Here is a 14,793-nt window from a genome sequence, read left to right as displayed (position 1 = left end):
CGGTAGCGAAACCGCATGTCAACTCATCGGCAGCAATACGACGTGATCGTCGTCGGCGGCGGCCATGCCGGAGCCGAGGCGGCTGCGACGGCGGCGCGTTACGGCGCTCGTACCGCCCTTGTCACACACAAGCCGGAAACAATCGGCGTGATGTCCTGTAACCCCGCCATCGGCGGGCTCGGCAAGGGGCATCTCGTTCGCGAGATCGATGCGCTCGACGGCATCATGGCGCGCGCAGCCGATCTGGGCGGCATCCAGTTCCGCATGCTCAATCGCCGGAAAGGCCCTGCGGTTCGCGGGCCCCGCGCTCAGGCCGACCGCAAGCTCTACCGTCAGGCGGTGCAGGATCTGCTGGCGGCGCAAACCAATCTCGATATCGTCGCCGGCGAGGTTTTCGATCTTGAGGTCGATACCGGCCGCGTGGTTGGCGTGATCCTCGCCGATGGACGTCGATTCGCTACCGGAACGGTCGTTCTGACGACGGGCACTTTCCTGCGCGGCCTGATCCATATCGGTGAGAAGCGTATTCCGGCGGGCCGCGTTGACGAGGCGCCCTCGCTGGGGCTGTCCGCGACGCTGGAGCGCCATGGTTTTCCGCTCGGCCGCCTGAAGACCGGGACGCCGCCGCGTCTCGACGGGCGCAGCATCGATTGGGCGGCGCTCGAGATGCAGCCGGGTGACGAGCCACCGGAGCCGTTCTCCGCGCTGACCTCCGTCATCACCAACCCCCAGATTTCCTGCGGCATCACGCGGACCACGCTGGCGAGCCATGACCTCATCCGGGCCAACCTGCATCGCGCCCCGATGTTCTCCGGCCAGATCGAAGGGCGCGGGCCGCGCTATTGCCCCTCGATCGAGGACAAGGTCGGGCGCTTCGGCGACCGCGACGGTCACCAGATCTTCCTGGAGCCGGAAGGGCTCGACGACGATACGGTCTATCCGAACGGCATCTCGACCTCTCTGCCCGAGGATGTGCAACTGGACCTGCTGAAGACGATCCCCGGCCTCGAGTGCGCGGCGATGCTGCGGCCGGGCTATGCGATCGAGTATGATTTCGTCGATCCGCGCGCCCTGAAGAACACGCTGGAGGCCCGCGCGATTGCGGGCTTGTTCCTCGCCGGGCAGATCAACGGGACGACCGGCTATGAGGAGGCAGGGGCTCAGGGCCTGCTCGCTGGCCTGAACGCAGCGCGTGTGGCTGGCGGAGCGGAAGCTGCCGTATTTGATCGCACCCAGTCCTATATCGGCGTGCTCGTCGACGACCTCGTGACGCATGGCGTTACGGAGCCGTATCGAATGTTCACTTCGCGGGCCGAGTTTCGCCTCTCCTTGCGCGTTGACAATGCCGATGAGCGCCTGACGCCGCTGGGCTTGCAGTTGGGGATCGTTGACTCTGCCCGGCAGGCCGCGTTCGAGACCCGCAACCGGGACATCTCTGCGCTGCGAGACAAACTGAAGGCTCTCTCCCTGACGCCGCAGCAGGCTCAGGTTGTCGGCTTGCAGCTCAATCACGATGGTTTGCGTCGCAGCGCCTATCAGATTCTGTCCTACCCGGATGTCGGCTTCGAACAGCTCGCTTCGGTTTGGCCCGAGCTGAGTGACTACGCCGCCCCGGTCGTGGCGCGCGTGACGGCTGACGCCGTCTATGCAGTTTATCTCGATCGCCAGGCGGCGGAGATTCAAGCTTACCGCCGCGATCAATCCCTGAAGGTCCCGGCCGATCTCGACCTCGACGCCATCTCGGGCCTGTCGAACGAACTGAAGCTCAAGCTCGCGGCCCACCGTCCGGCCGATCTGGCTCAGGCTGGTCGGATCGAAGGCATGACGCCGGCGGCTCTGACCTTGCTCGCGGCTCATGCCCGGAAGAGCCGGGCCCCCGCATTATCCACAGGTTCACCGTGACTGTTGATAAAAGTGACCGTCAGCGCGCTTTGAGCTTGACGCCTGTTTCACGTGAAACAGAGGAGCGCCTGGCCCTCCTCGTCGCGGAGCTCGGGCGTTGGCAGGCGGCGAAGAATCTTGTTTCCTCGGCGACGCTCGCCGATGTCTGGACGCGTCATATCGCGGATTCCCTGCAGATTTTCGGGCTGGCCGAGGGGCGAGAGCGCTGGCTCGATCTCGGCTCCGGCGGCGGTTTTCCGGGATTGGTGATCGGCATCTGCCTGGCGGAGCAGGGCAAGGGCCAGATCGATCTGGTCGAGAGCAATGCCCGGAAATGTGCCTTTCTGCGTCACGCGGCCCGCGTGACGGGCGCGCCGGTCAAGGTTCATGCGGCTCGTATCGAAGATGTGATCGGCGACTTCACCGGCAAGGTCGATGTGGTGACGGCTCGGGCGCTCGCTCCCCTGCCCCAATTGCTCGGCTGGTGCGAAGAGCTGTTGAGAACCGGCACGCTCGGTCTCTTTCCCAAGGGACAACATCTAGATGCGGAATTGACCGACTCGGCCAGATATTGGAAGATTCAAGCGACAACGGTTTCCTCCGTGACTGACGATGCCGCGCGAATCCTCATGGTACGCTCGGCGGAGAGACGAGCCGATCCATGACTGAGCTCACATCCGTGACGACACCGCGCCGCCCGCGCGTGATCGCGCTCGCGAACCAGAAGGGCGGCGTCGGCAAGACGACAACGGCGATCAATCTCGGCACGGCCCTGGCGGCGATTGGCGAGAAGGTCCTGATCGTCGACCTCGATCCGCAGGGCAACGCCTCGACCGGGCTCGGTGTCGATCGCCGCAGCCGCAAGTCGTCAACCTATGACGTGCTCTGCGGTGATGTCGGCTTGGGACAGGCTTTGCAGCCGACGGCGGTGCCCGGTCTGTCGCTGGCGCCTTCGACGCTGGACCTGCTCGGCGTCGAGCTGGAGATCGCCTCGGCCAAGGATCGCGCGCATCGCCTGAAGAATGCGATCGACGAACTGGTCTACGATCAGCGCTGCCAGGACCTGACCTATATCCTGATCGATTGTCCACCTTCGCTCAGCCTGATCACCATCAATGCGATGACGGCGGCGGATGCGGTGCTGGTGCCCCTGCAATGCGAGTTCTTCGCGCTGGAAGGTTTGAGCCAGTTGCTCAAGACCGTCGAGCAGGTCAAGGCCGGCCTCAATCCACGCCTGATCATCCAGGGTGTCGTGCTGACGATGTTCGATCCGCGCAACAACCTGTCGGGCCAGGTCATGGCCGATGTGAGGAGCTTCCTCGGCGACAAGGTCTACGAGACGGTGATTCCCCGCAACGTGCGGATTTCCGAGGCACCGTCCTATGGCAAGCCGGCGCTGCTCTACGATCTGCGCTGCTCGGGCTCGCAAGCCTATCTGCGGCTGGCTTCTGAAGTGATCAAGCGTGAGCGCGCCCTGCGGGCTGCGGCGTAACTACAATTAGAGGTTGATGAGGATGGCAATGGCCGAAGAACAGGGGCGTTCTCGCCTTGGCCGCGGTCTGGCGGCGCTGATCGGCGATGTCGGAGATGAGATCGGGGCGATCGAGCGGGCTCGTGGGCAACGCCGCGTCCCGGTCGAGTTCCTACGGCCGAGCGCCCGCAATCCGCGCCGTAACTTCGTCGAGGAGGATCTCGAGGACCTGACGACCTCGATCCGCGAGCGCGGCATCCTGCAGCCGATCATCGTTCGTTCCATCCCCGGAATGATGGACGCCTATGAGATCATCGCCGGCGAGCGTCGCTGGCGTGCGGCTCAGCGCGCAGAACTACACGACGTTCCGGTGCTGCTGGTCGAGGCCGATGATCGCGAGGCGCTGGAGATCGCCATCGTCGAGAACGTGCAGCGCACGGATCTCAACGCGATCGAAGAGGCGGCGGGCTATGAGCGCCTGATCGCCGAATTCGGCTATACGCAGAACGACTTGGCACGTGTCATCGGCAAGAGCCGCAGCCATGTCGCCAACACGTTGCGCCTGTCCAAGCTGCCGGAGCCGGTGCGCAAGCTGGTCAGCGAAGGCGCGGTTTCAGCCGGCCATGCTCGTGCGCTCCTGTCCGTTTCGGACCCGGAATTCATGGCGCAGAAGATCATCGACGATGGCCTGAGCGTCCGCGATATCGAGCGGATCGTGCAGGAAGAGTCGCGCGGCGAGACCAAGAGTGCCGTGCCGAGCAAGCCGAAGGCGGTGAAAGACCCGGATACGCGGGCTCTGGAGAAGGCGCTGGAGGAGGCGCTTGGCCTCTCCGTCTCGATCGGGCACCGTGCCAACGGCTCGGGCGAGGTCAAGATCGGCTACAAGACGCTCGAGCAGCTCGACGCGCTCTGCCATCGTCTGAAGTCCTGAACTAGTCCCCGCGGCCGGCGCGCCCGAGCCGTGCGAGGGTCCAGAGGGCGCGGGTCGCGATGGCCCGGCCCATATCGGCGTTCTGCCGCGTGGCCAGCACCGCATTGCCCAACAGGCCGACGGCCTCGTTCAGTTTGGCGCTGGACCAGGCGTTCAGCGCGGCTTCCGTCGTCGCGATGCGGGGATAGGGCAGGCGCATCGTCGCGACGACATCGCGGAGCCCCTTTCCGGCATCGATCGACTGGCGCGCCTTCAGGAGCGTCAGCGCCTGCCGCAGCACGGTACCGAGCATCACGCCGGGATCGAGCCCCTCGCTGCTGAGCTTGGCCTGGGCGAGGTCGAGGACCGACAGCTTCCCGGCGAACACCGCATCGACCAGCATGGCCTGCTCGCGCTGGGCGGTGTCGCCGACGACGGCGTCGACATGCTCGACCTGCACGGCAGGGTCAGAGCCGACATAGAGCAGCAGCTTCTCGATTTCACGCCGCGACGTCTGCCGGTCACCGCCGAGCAGGCCGGTGAGGTGATCGCGCGTGGTGCGGTCGATCGATTTGCCGGCCGCTCGGACCATTTCGTCGATGATCGAGCCGAGATCGCGTGCCGCATCGCCGTAGCAGGGCACCGCAAGCGCGGTCTTCGCCTTCTCGCAGGCCGTACGGATGGGGTTGTTGCGCTGGAGGTCGCCGGCCTCGACGATGACGAGCGCGTCCTGCGACGGGGTCGCGAGCAATGGCTCCAGCGCGGCCAGCAGCGGCTTCGAGGTCGGGGAGACGCGGATGGCCCGGCGGCCGCCGAAGAGGCCGATCGTATTGGCCTCGTCGGCGAGCTTGAGCGGATCGGAGGCGATGGCGTCGCCATCCATGCGGATCAGCTGGAAGGCGTCCTGGGGATCATCGACGCTGGCGCGGGCAAGCCCGGCAGCCCGTTCGGAGACGAGGCCAGCGTCGGGGCCGTAGATCAGGATCAGCCGCCAGGCGGGATCGAGCCGTGCGAGGGTCCGTTCGGCCTCGTGCGCCTTGATCGCAACCATGATGCGTCAGGAGGCGAGGTCGGCGGCGATCTGGCCCCGGACGATGGTGGCGAGGTTCTTCGCCGCGCGGACCTGCGCATCGCGCGCGGCCCGCACCGTGGCGAAGCGCTGCGAGGAGCGCTCATAGGGAACACGGACGGAGTTCGTGCCGGAGGCGAGAACCTTGCCGGTGCCGTTCTGGGTCAGCTTCCAGGTCGCGGTCGCGACGAGAACGGCCGAATCAGCGCGGCCATTGGCATAGTCGACGGTGACGACCTCGACCGATTCGGCGATCGCCGCTTCGAGCTTCGAGGTCCGCGGGCCGTCGGCGTCGCCGCTGCCGTCGAGCTCGAAGACCAGCTCGTTGCGGAAATAATGGCCGATTAGGCCCTTCATCTCCGGGATCTCGATGCCGCGCAGTGCCGTCTTGACGCTGCCGCCGGCGGTGCTGGTGGTGTAGTCGGAATAGAGCGGCTGGAAGCAGCCGCCGGCGAGGGCGGCGACCGTCAGCGCGGCCGCCAGCAGCAAGCGGCGGGGGCGGGCGGCTTCAGACGACGACATTCACGATTCTCCCGGGAACCACGATGATCTTACGGATCGGACGCCCTTCGAGAGCCCGCTGAACGGCCTCGTTGGCGCGTACGGCCGCTTCCACCGCCACCGTATCGGCATCCGCGGCCACGGTCACCTCCGCGCGCTTCTTGCCGTTGAGCTGGACCGGCAGCGTGATGCTGTCGTCCTTCAGCAACGCGGGATCGACCTCCGGCCAGGACGCCTCGCCGGCGAGGCCCTTCAGGCCGAGAGCCTGCCAACATTCCTCGGCCAGATGCGGCATCATCGGCGCCACAAGCTGGGTGACGATCGTGGCAGCCTCAAGGAGCGCGAAAGCGATATCGGCATCGAGTTCGGGCTTCTCGGCGGCGCCGTCGAGCGCCTTACCGATGGCGTTGGTCAGCGTGTAGATATGGGCGACGCAGCGGTTGAAGCCGAGGCGCTCGATATCGGCGCCAACGGCGTCAAGCGCGCGATGGCTCGCCTTGCGCAGGGCCAGCGCGGCTTCACCGATCTCGGCGGGCTTGTCGGCCTTGCCGCCGGTCCGCTCGGCGATCTCGGCGACCAGGCGCCAGAGGCGCTGGACGAAGCGGGCGGCGCCCTGCACGCCCTCGTCGGTCCAGATCACATCGCGATCCGGCGGGGAATCCGAGAGCATGAACCAGCGCGCGGTGTCGGCGCCGTAGGAGGCGATGATGTCGTCGGGGTCCACGACGTTCTTCTTGGACTTCGACATCTTCTCGATCGAGCCGATCTCGATCGGCGCGCCGGTGTCGACGTCGAAGCCGCGCCGGTCATTGCCGGAGACCTCGATGCGGACATTGCCGGGCTCGACCCAGTCGCCATTGGCGGCGCGATAAGTCTCGTGCACGACCATGCCCTGGGTGAACAGGCCGGCGAAGGGCTCGTCCAGACCGGCATGGCCGGTCTTCTTCATCGCGCGGGTGAAGAAGCGAGAATAGAGCAGGTGCAGGATCGCGTGCTCGACGCCGCCGATATACTGGTCGACCGGCAGGAAGCGGTCGACGGCCTTGCGGTCGGTCGGGCTCTCGGTCCGCCACGGATCGGTGAAGCGGGCGAAATACCAGGACGAATCGACGAAAGTGTCCATCGTGTCCGTCTCGCGACGGGCGTCCTTGCCGCATTGCGGGCAGGCGACATGCTTCCAGGTCGGATGATGGTCGAGGGGATTGCCCGGTTTCTCGAAGGAGACGTCGTCCGGCAACTGCACGGGGAGATCGGCATCCGGCACAGGCACCGTTCCGCAAGCGGAACAATGGATGACCGGGATCGGGCAGCCCCAGTAGCGCTGGCGCGAGATGCCCCAGTCGCGCAGGCGGAAATTGACCTTGCGCTGGCCGACCGGGCGATTGCCCCGGGTTTCGCCTTCGAGGCGGCGGGCGACCTCCTCCTTGGCTTCCGCGATGGCCAGGCCGTCGAGGAAGCGGGAATTGATCATGCGGCCGTCGCCGTCATAGGCGGTGTCGGTGATGACGAAACCGGCGGGATCGGTGCCCTCGGGCGCGACGACCGGGATATTGCCCAGGCCGTATTTATTGACGAAGTCGAGGTCGCGCTGGTCATGCGCCGGGCAGCCGAAGATGGCGCCCGTGCCGTATTCCATCAGGACGAAGTTGGCGACATAGACCGGCAGCGTCCAGGTCGGATCAAGCGGATGCACGGCGCGTAAGCCGGTGTCGAAGCCGAGCTTCTCGGCCTTGTCGATCGCCTCCTGCGCAGTGCCGGTGCGCTTGCACTCCTCGATGAAGGCCTGCAGCGACGGGCTCTTCGCCGCGATCGACTTGGCGATCGGGTGATCGGGCGCGATGGCGACGAACTTGGCACCGAACAGCGTATCGGGGCGGGTCGTGTAGACCTCGACCTCGTCCTGCCCGGCTCCATTCGATTCGAGAGCGAAACGAACCAGCAGGCCTTCCGAGCGGCCGATCCAGTTCTTCTGCATCAGCCGGACCTTTTCGGGCCAGCGGGTCAGGCCTTCCAGGGCGTCATTCAGCTCCTGGCCGTAGTCCGTGATCTTGAAGAACCACTGGGTGAGTTCGCGGATCTCGACCAGGGCACCGGAGCGCCAGCCGCGGCCGTCGATGACCTGCTCGTTCGCCAGTACGGTCTCGTCGACCGGGTCCCAGTTGACCTTGGCGGTCTTGCGGTCGACCAGCCCGGCCTTCAGGAAGTCCAGGAACATCTTCTGCTGGTGGCGATAGTAGCTCGGGTCGCAGGTCGCGAGCTCGCGGCTCCAGTCGAGCGACAGGCCCATCGACTTGAGCTGCTTGCGCATGGTCGCGATGTTCTCATAGGTCCACTCGCGCGGATGGACCTTCTTCTGCTTGGCGGCGTTCTCGGCCGGCAGGCCGAAAGCGTCCCAGCCCATCGGGTGCAGCACCGAAAAGCCCTTGGCGCGCTTGTAGCGCGCGACGACGTCGCCCATCGCGTAGTTGCGGACATGGCCCATATGGATGCGCCCCGACGGATAAGGGAACATTTCGAGGACGTAGTAGCTCGGCCGGGTGTCGTCGTTCCTCGTCTCGAAAAGCTTGCGCTCCTCCCAGACGGTGCGCCATTTCGGCTCGGACTCTTTCGGATTGTAGCGTTCGACGGCCATGTCAGCGGGCAATTCTTGGCGGTTTGCCGGCTCCCGGAGGCAGGCCGGCGCAGGGGCTGAATGCAAAAACCGGATGTCGGAATCTTGCAACCTGCTCTAGGACACCATTGCGCGCACGCGGTCAACGGCGTGCAGGGCATGAGAGGCTGGCAGATGAGCGATACGGTTACGCGTTTGGCTGAAATTCGGACGGCGATCAGCCGCGCCGAGCGCGATTTCGGGCGTGAAGCCGGCTCAGTCGCGCTGGTCGCGGTCTCCAAGACCAAGCCGGCCGAGCAGATCACCGAAGTGCTCGAAGCCGGGCAGCGCATCTTCGGCGAGAACTATGTGCAGGAAGCCAAGGCGAAATGGCCGGCGCTGAAGGAGCGCTTTCCCGATGCCGAACTGCACATGATCGGCCCGCTGCAATCCAATAAGGCGCGCGAAGCGGTCGAGCTCTTCGACGTTATCCAGTCGCTTGACCGCGAGAGCCTGGCCAAGGAACTGGCGCGCGAGATCGCGCGGGTGGGCAAGGCGCCGCGGTTCTTCGTGCAGGTCAATACCGGCGAGGAGGCGCAGAAGGGCGGCGTGCTGCCGGCCGAGACCGACGCGTTCATCGCCCGCTGCCGCGAAATTCACGGTCTCGCGATCGAAGGGCTGATGTGCATTCCGCCGGCGGACGAGCCGCCTTCGCCGCATTTCGGCCTGCTGGCCAAGATCGCCGCCCGCAACGGGCTCAAGGGCCTGTCGATGGGCATGAGCGCCGATTACGAGGCTGCGATCCAGCTTGGCGCGACCTATGTGAGGGTGGGTAGCGCGATCTTCGGGGCGCGGGGCTGACCTCTTTCCAGGCGCGGTCATCCCGCACGCGCTGCAGCATCTAATGCTGCTGCGCAGATGCGGGACCGTTTTCCGGATAGGGTGCTCTCTTCTGACGACGGTCCCGTGTCTGCGCAGCGTCATTGCATGCCGCAGCGCGCACGGGATGACAGCGCGTTTCAAGCCTGCTTCAGCGGCTCGCCGACATCGATGCGATTGCCGTCGGGGTCCTCGAAGACGAAGGCGCGCAGGCCGTAATCCTTGTCGCGCAAGCCCTTGACGATGCGCAGGCCGCGCTCGCGGATCACGGCATGCGCCGCGTCGATATCCTCGACCATCATATGCGCGACGTTGAAATCCGCCGCCTTGTGGCCGGGCTGGAGCGTCAGGTGCAGCTCAGCCGCGTCGCGCTTCAGGATCATGAAGCCGACGGGATTGCCGTTCTCGAAGGTTTTCCGGAAGCCGAGGGCACCGATATAGAAGTCGCAGGCGCGGGCCATGTCGGCCACGGGCAGCATGGCGGCGATCCGCCCGAAGCGGAACGAGGAAACCGAATCAGTCATCGTAAATCTCTGGCTGGGATGGCTTCGCGTCGCGGGACGGTGCCCGGGAGTGCGACAGCCTGATCCGAAGATATGATCGAGACGGTGCCCGCGTCTCTCCTAGCTCACCTCACCACGATCCGGCAATGGCGGGCCAGCCGCGGCAGCAGCTTGGCGAAGACATGGCCGTCAACGGCGACGCAGCCTGCGGTCGGCGTGAAGCCGGCGCGGGCGAGGTGCCAGAAGATCGCGCTGCCGCGTCCGCGCTGCACCGGCCGGTCGTTCCAGCCGAGCTCGACGATCACATCATAGAGATGATCCTCTCGCTGGAGGCGCTCCTCGGCCTCGCCCGGCGGGCGGTCGATCAAGCGGTTGTAGCGGCGGTCCTTCTGGTCGTCGCACCAGGCGTCGCGCGGCCCGATCCGCTTCAACGGCAGGAGGGTGCGCGGGCGTGAAAGGCGATCGGCCCGGTAGAAAACGCTGCGCAAAGGCAGGTCGAAGCGCGGTGTGCGGCCGTCGCCCTCCCGTTTGACGGTGCCGATGCCGGAGCGGCCGAGCGCGCAGGGAAAGATGGTGTTGCCTGCAACGAGGAAGCCTTTGCGGCGGTCATGGACCGAGGCGAAGACGCGCAAGGCGGTGAGATTGCGCGGTCCGTCATGCGGCGCGCGTGAGTGATCGGATCGGTTTCTCACGGGAATTCCAGGCAGCCTCACTTGCGATGACGACTCAGCAGGCTCATGTTGCCGCAGTCCCTGCGTTCGAGCGAACCCCATTCATGTCCGCCGTCCATCATATCCTGCTCGTCGATGACGACCAGACCCTGCGCGACACGCTGTCCGAGCAGCTCTCACTCTACGAGGAGTTCCGGCTCTCGACGGCCGATACCGCGACGGCGGCGATCAAGGCCGTGCAGGGCGACCGCGTCGACCTTGCCGTGATGGATGTCGGTCTGCCCGACATGGATGGGCGCGAGGCCGTCAAGGTGATGCGCAAGAACGGCTTCAAGAGTCCTGTGGTCATGCTGACGGCGCAAGGTTCGGATGCCGATACCGTGCTCGGGCTCGAGGCCGGCGCGAACGACTATGTGGTCAAGCCGTTCAAATTCGCCGTGCTGCTGGCGCGCATCCGCGCGCATCTCAGGCAATACGAGGCGAGCGAGGACGCGATCTTTCAGGTCGGCCCCTACACGTTCCACCCCGGTTCGAAGCTGCTCGTCAGCGAAAAGGGCTCGAAGACCAAGCTCACCGAGAAGGAGACGGCGATCCTGCGTTTCCTCTATCGCGCCGGCCGTAAGCCGATCGCGCGGGAGGTGCTGCTGCAGGAGGTCTGGGGCTATAACAGCCAGGTGACGACCCATACGCTCGAAACCCATATCTACCGGCTGCGCCAGAAGATCGAGCCCGATCCGGGCAATGCGCGGCTTCTGGTCACCGATGCCGGCGGTTACCGGCTGAATCCCTGACGGATGGCGCTCGACGACGACATGGCCCTGCTGGCCCGGCAGCCGCTGCTGAGCCTGATGGAACGCGATGCGCTGCGATTGCTCGCCTTCGCGGCCGAAAGCCGCATCCTGCGCGCTGGCGACGTGCTGTTCCGCGCCGGCGAGCCTTCGGACGGGGCGGTGCTGGTGGTGTCGGGCGCGGTCGCGCTGACGGCGCAGGACGACGGCAAGCCGGCGACCGAGATCATCGGCCCCGGCGCGATGATCGGCGAGCTTGCGCTGTTCACCTCGGTTCCCCGTCAGGTCACGGCGATCGCGCGCGAGCCGACGCAGGTGATGCGGCTGCCGCGCAGCGTGATGCGCCGCGTGCTCGGCGAATCACCTGATTCGGCCGAGGCCATCGCCGCCGCGATCGGCGCCCGGTTGCAGGGTTTCGTCGGCGAGCTCTCGGCAGTACAGGAAGCTTTGGACGCGATCGACCGGACATAGTCTGGCCGTTCACGACGAGGGCGGGTGCCTCGCGGCCCGGATCGCGGCGAAGCGCGGCCAGAGGCTGTTGACGCACAGGCCGGAAAGTACCAGCCCGGCCGCGAGGAATTTCCAGCCGGGCAAGGGCTCGCCGAGCCAGATCGTGGCGGCGCCCATCCCGAAGATCGGGACCAGCAGGGATGTCGGCGCGACCGTGGCGGCGGCATAGCGCGAGAGCAGCCAGCCCCAAACGGCATAGCCGAACATGACATTGCCGACCGCCTGCCAGATCGCGGCGGCCCAGGCGACGGCCGGAGCATGGACGAGTCCGTCGCGCATCGCCGGCCAGCCCTCGATCGCCCAGGACAGGGCAAGCAGCGGCGGGATCGCGAAGAGGCTGGTCCAGACGACATAGGCGAGCATGTCGACCCTGGGCGTGCTGCGCGCGACGATATTGCCGGCGGCCCAGCAGAAGGCGGCAGCGAGCACCAGGACGATGCCGAGCGGCGTGGTCGAGCCGTCGGTGTGCCAGAGGATCACGCCGATGCCGATGGCGGCGAGCGCAAGCCCGGCGAACTGGAAGGGCTGCACGCGCTCATGCGCGATCGCCGCCGCCAGCAGGATGGTGAAGAAGGGCTGCGACTGCACCACGAGCGAGGCGAGGCCCGGCGCGATGAAACCCTTGATGGCGAAGAAGAGCAGGCCGAATTGGCCGGCGCCGATCAGCACGCCATAGGCGGCGAGCTTGCTCCAGGGCGCGTCCGGGCGTTTGAGGAAGAAGACTGCCGGCAGGAGCGCGAAAGTGAAGCGCAGCGCTGCGAAGAGCAGCGGCGGGAAATGTTCGACGCCGATATGGATGACGACGAAATTCGTGCCCCAGACGATCATGACCGCCAGGATGAGTAGCGTGTCGCGGAACGAGAGCGATGTCGAGGGGGCTGGCTGCACGGGACTGGCTTCGCCGGGGAACTTACCGCCGGCCATACCATGCGGGCTTGCCCGCCGGTTAGGACGGGCCGGCATGGCCGAGGGTCCGCTGCGGCATGAAGCGCTGCGTGCGCCCGTCAGAGTTCCAGCGTCACCGTGACCGGGACATGGTCGGAGGGGCGCTCCCAGCCCCGGGCCTCGCGCAGGAAGGTGAGGTCGCGCAAAGCCGGCTTCAGCCCGTCCGAGAGCCAGATATGGTCGAGCCGGCGACCCTTGTTCGAGGCCGCCCAGTCCTGCGCGCGGTAGCTCCACCAGGAATAGAGCTTTTCGGGTTCGGGCCGCAGCGTGCGGGCGGCGTCGGTCCAGCCGAGCTCGCTGCGCAGCTTCTCCAGCGTCGTCGTCTCAATCGGCGTGTGGCTGACGACGTCGAGGAGCTGCTTGTGGCTCCAGACGTCATGCTCCAGCGGGGCGATATTGAGATCGCCGAGCAGGATCGCTGGCCGGTCGGTCGGCTTCTTGGTCACGCCCCAGGCGCCGATCTCGTCGAGGAAGGCGAGTTTGTGGGCGAACTTGTCGTTCTTCTCGGGATCGGGCAGGTCGCCGCCGGCCGGGATGTAGAAATTATGGATGGCGATGCCCGCGGCGGGGCCGGCCGCCTTGTCGAGCGTCACCGTCATGTGCCGGGCGTCGTTGCGGCCGCACATCGACATCGCTTCCTTTTCGCTGAAGGGCAATTTCGAGACGATGGCGACGCCGTTGTAGCCCTTCTGGCCGATAAAGGCCTGATGGACATAGCCGAGCTGGTGGAAGGCCTTGGCCGGAAACTGCTCGTCCGGCGTCTTGGTCTCCTGCAGGCAGAGCACGTCGGGGGCGTGGGTGGTCAGGAATTCCCCGACCATGCCGATGCGCAGGCGAACGGAATTGATGTTCCAGCTGGTGACGGTGAGTTGCACGCGAGGATTCCGGCAGGGAGGAGGCCGGAAACTGGGTCGTCGAAGCGCAAAAGGCAAGCCGTTTTCGGCCTGCCTGTAACGTCAGAGCTTGCGCTGGTAGTCGATCACGAAATTCTGCGGATCGGGCCGACGGCGGGTGTCGAGATTGTAAAGCGAGATCGCGGTCTCGTAGCCCTGCGGATCGACCACGACCCATTGCCGGAGCTCGTTCGCGACGAGATCGAATTTCAGCGTGATCTTCGAGGTGCCGCCCAAGGTCGAGCGGTCTTCCAGCCGGACCGTGAGCAGGTCGCCATCGATGCTGGCGCCTTTCAACGTGCCCTCGCGTGCCAGGTCCATCTTCTCGCGGACGAGGAATTTCAGCGGCGTCTGGCCGATCGAATAGATGTCCTGCGTCGCGAGGCGCTTGTCGCGCACGGCGACCGAGGTGCCGTCCGCGATCACTTCCGTGGTGGTCGGCGGCTCGTATTCGAAGCGCATCTTGCCGGGGCGCTGGATATAGATGCGCCCTTCCAGCCGCCTACCGTTGGCGGCGTGCTGGATGAAATTGCCCTGCAAGGTCTGGAAGCTGTTGAGATAGGCGTTGAGCCGCTCGACGGCTTCTTCCTGCGTCGCTGGAGCCGCCTGCCTGCCCCTGGCGGGAGCGGCGGCAGGCTTGGCTGCCTCAGCGACCGGAGCGGCTGCGGCAGGGGCGTTTGTCGCCACGGGCTGGATCGGGGCCGCTTCGGTCGCGGCGGTACGCGTCTCGCCGAGGCCGGCGGGCCGGGGCGGCGGCAGGACGAGGCGCGGGGCGGGCTTGGCGGCGGCGGGCTTCGGGGGCTGGAGCTGAAGCGGCTGGGCCGCCAGCGGGCCGGCCGCGAGCGTGCATCCGACGAACGTCGTCACCAGAACCGAAGCCCGGATGGCCGGGGTCAATCTGTCGAGCAAGGCTGCTCCATTCCTTATGCCGCGGCCGTTCCTGCCGAGGCCTAGAGATCGCTGACGCGGGAAGCCGGACGATTTCCCGATCTGGTCTTTCCGCCTCAACGTCTGGCCTGTTGCGCAGGTTGCAGCATCGTCATGGCAATTTGAGGACTGGCACCTGTGCCTGCAAGGGCGTGGGTTGTCGCAAGCCTCAATCGTCGTGCTGATTCTGGCCTTCGACGAGGATCTCTCTTTTCCCTGCGTGGTTGGCGGGTCCGACGATGCCCTCGTTCTCCA

Annotated in this window: 15 protein-coding genes; 7 read left to right on the top strand and 8 right to left on the bottom strand. The window is 66.1% G+C overall.

Going from position 1 to position 14,793, the window contains the following annotated elements:
* The first annotated feature begins 15 nt into the window (after nucleotides 1-15).
* From mnmG to NUV79_RS23070, 4 genes are read left to right on the top strand one after another with little or no spacing between them, the layout of a single operon-like run.
* Nucleotides 16-1,902 (top strand): tRNA uridine-5-carboxymethylaminomethyl(34) synthesis enzyme MnmG, encoded by a 1,887-nt coding sequence (gene mnmG / locus NUV79_RS23085; protein WP_257735418.1) that lies wholly within the window; start codon nucleotides 16-18, stop codon nucleotides 1,900-1,902.
* The gene (gene rsmG / locus NUV79_RS23080; protein WP_257735417.1) at nucleotides 1,899-2,546 is read left to right on the top strand and encodes a 16S rRNA (guanine(527)-N(7))-methyltransferase RsmG; all 648 of its coding nucleotides are present in this window, start codon (nucleotides 1,899-1,901) and stop codon (nucleotides 2,544-2,546) included. The genes mnmG and rsmG overlap by 4 nt, the downstream gene beginning before the upstream one ends.
* On the top strand, nucleotides 2,543-3,373 hold the full coding sequence (locus NUV79_RS23075) for a ParA family protein (protein WP_257735416.1): 831 nt from the start codon (nucleotides 2,543-2,545) through the stop codon (nucleotides 3,371-3,373). The genes rsmG and NUV79_RS23075 overlap by 4 nt, the downstream gene beginning before the upstream one ends.
* A gap of 28 nt (nucleotides 3,374-3,401) precedes the next feature.
* Entirely contained in the window at nucleotides 3,402-4,283 is an 882-nt protein-coding gene (locus NUV79_RS23070) for a ParB/RepB/Spo0J family partition protein (protein ID WP_257735415.1), read from the top strand.
* Nucleotide 4,284: 1 nt separating this feature from the next.
* Here the strand turns inward: NUV79_RS23070 and holA are convergent, their stop codons facing one another.
* From holA to leuS, 3 genes are read right to left on the bottom strand one after another with little or no spacing between them, the layout of a single operon-like run.
* Nucleotides 4,285-5,313 carry a DNA polymerase III subunit delta gene (gene holA / locus NUV79_RS23065; RefSeq protein WP_257735414.1) on the bottom strand — a complete coding sequence of 343 codons (1,029 nt, stop codon included), beginning with the start codon at nucleotides 5,311-5,313 and terminating at the stop codon, nucleotides 4,285-4,287.
* A gap of 6 nt (nucleotides 5,314-5,319) precedes the next feature.
* A complete protein-coding gene (locus NUV79_RS23060) occupies nucleotides 5,320-5,853 on the bottom strand; it encodes an LPS assembly lipoprotein LptE (protein WP_257735413.1) in 534 nt (177 codons plus the stop codon).
* Nucleotides 5,840-8,464 (bottom strand): leucine--tRNA ligase, encoded by a 2,625-nt coding sequence (leuS, locus tag NUV79_RS23055; protein ID WP_257735412.1) that lies wholly within the window; start codon nucleotides 8,462-8,464, stop codon nucleotides 5,840-5,842. The genes NUV79_RS23060 and leuS overlap by 14 nt, the downstream gene beginning before the upstream one ends.
* A gap of 153 nt (nucleotides 8,465-8,617) precedes the next feature.
* Between leuS and NUV79_RS23050 the strand changes: the two genes are divergently transcribed.
* Complete coding sequence (locus NUV79_RS23050; protein ID WP_257735411.1) at nucleotides 8,618-9,283, top strand: YggS family pyridoxal phosphate-dependent enzyme; 666 nt, start codon at nucleotides 8,618-8,620, stop codon at nucleotides 9,281-9,283.
* A 158-nt stretch (nucleotides 9,284-9,441) separates the two neighbouring features.
* On the opposite strand, the gene NUV79_RS23045 is transcribed toward NUV79_RS23050, so the two are convergent.
* Entirely contained in the window at nucleotides 9,442-9,825 is a 384-nt protein-coding gene (locus NUV79_RS23045) for a glyoxalase superfamily protein (RefSeq protein WP_257735410.1), read from the bottom strand.
* A gap of 104 nt (nucleotides 9,826-9,929) precedes the next feature.
* A complete protein-coding gene (locus NUV79_RS23040) occupies nucleotides 9,930-10,496 on the bottom strand; it encodes a L,D-transpeptidase family protein (RefSeq protein ID WP_257735409.1) in 567 nt (188 codons plus the stop codon).
* A gap of 83 nt (nucleotides 10,497-10,579) precedes the next feature.
* On the opposite strand from NUV79_RS23040, the gene NUV79_RS23035 reads away from it, so the two are divergent.
* Together NUV79_RS23035 and NUV79_RS23030 are read left to right on the top strand one after the other, a co-directional pair.
* On the top strand, nucleotides 10,580-11,266 hold the full coding sequence (locus NUV79_RS23035) for a response regulator transcription factor (protein ID WP_257735408.1): 687 nt from the start codon (nucleotides 10,580-10,582) through the stop codon (nucleotides 11,264-11,266).
* A 3-nt stretch (nucleotides 11,267-11,269) separates the two neighbouring features.
* Nucleotides 11,270-11,734 (top strand): cyclic nucleotide-binding domain-containing protein, encoded by a 465-nt coding sequence (locus tag NUV79_RS23030; protein WP_257735407.1) that lies wholly within the window; start codon nucleotides 11,270-11,272, stop codon nucleotides 11,732-11,734.
* A 9-nt stretch (nucleotides 11,735-11,743) separates the two neighbouring features.
* On the opposite strand, the gene NUV79_RS23025 is transcribed toward NUV79_RS23030, so the two are convergent.
* From NUV79_RS23025 to NUV79_RS23015, 3 genes are all read right to left on the bottom strand, one after another.
* Nucleotides 11,744-12,661 (bottom strand): EamA family transporter, encoded by a 918-nt coding sequence (locus NUV79_RS23025; protein WP_257735406.1) that lies wholly within the window; start codon nucleotides 12,659-12,661, stop codon nucleotides 11,744-11,746.
* Between the two features lie 116 nt (nucleotides 12,662-12,777).
* Entirely contained in the window at nucleotides 12,778-13,593 is an 816-nt protein-coding gene (gene xth, locus NUV79_RS23020) for an exodeoxyribonuclease III (RefSeq protein ID WP_257735405.1), read from the bottom strand.
* Between the two features lie 81 nt (nucleotides 13,594-13,674).
* A complete protein-coding gene (locus NUV79_RS23015) occupies nucleotides 13,675-14,520 on the bottom strand; it encodes a LolA family protein (RefSeq protein ID WP_257735404.1) in 846 nt (281 codons plus the stop codon).
* Nucleotides 14,521-14,793: the final 273 nt, after the last annotated feature.

Origin of the sequence: Allobosea sp. 47.2.35 (assembly GCF_024655635.1) — a bacterium.
GTDB lineage: Bacteria > Pseudomonadota > Alphaproteobacteria > Rhizobiales > Beijerinckiaceae > Allobosea.
Note: the sequence above shows the minus strand (reverse complement) of the source record. Positions and strands in the feature narration are given on the sequence as shown.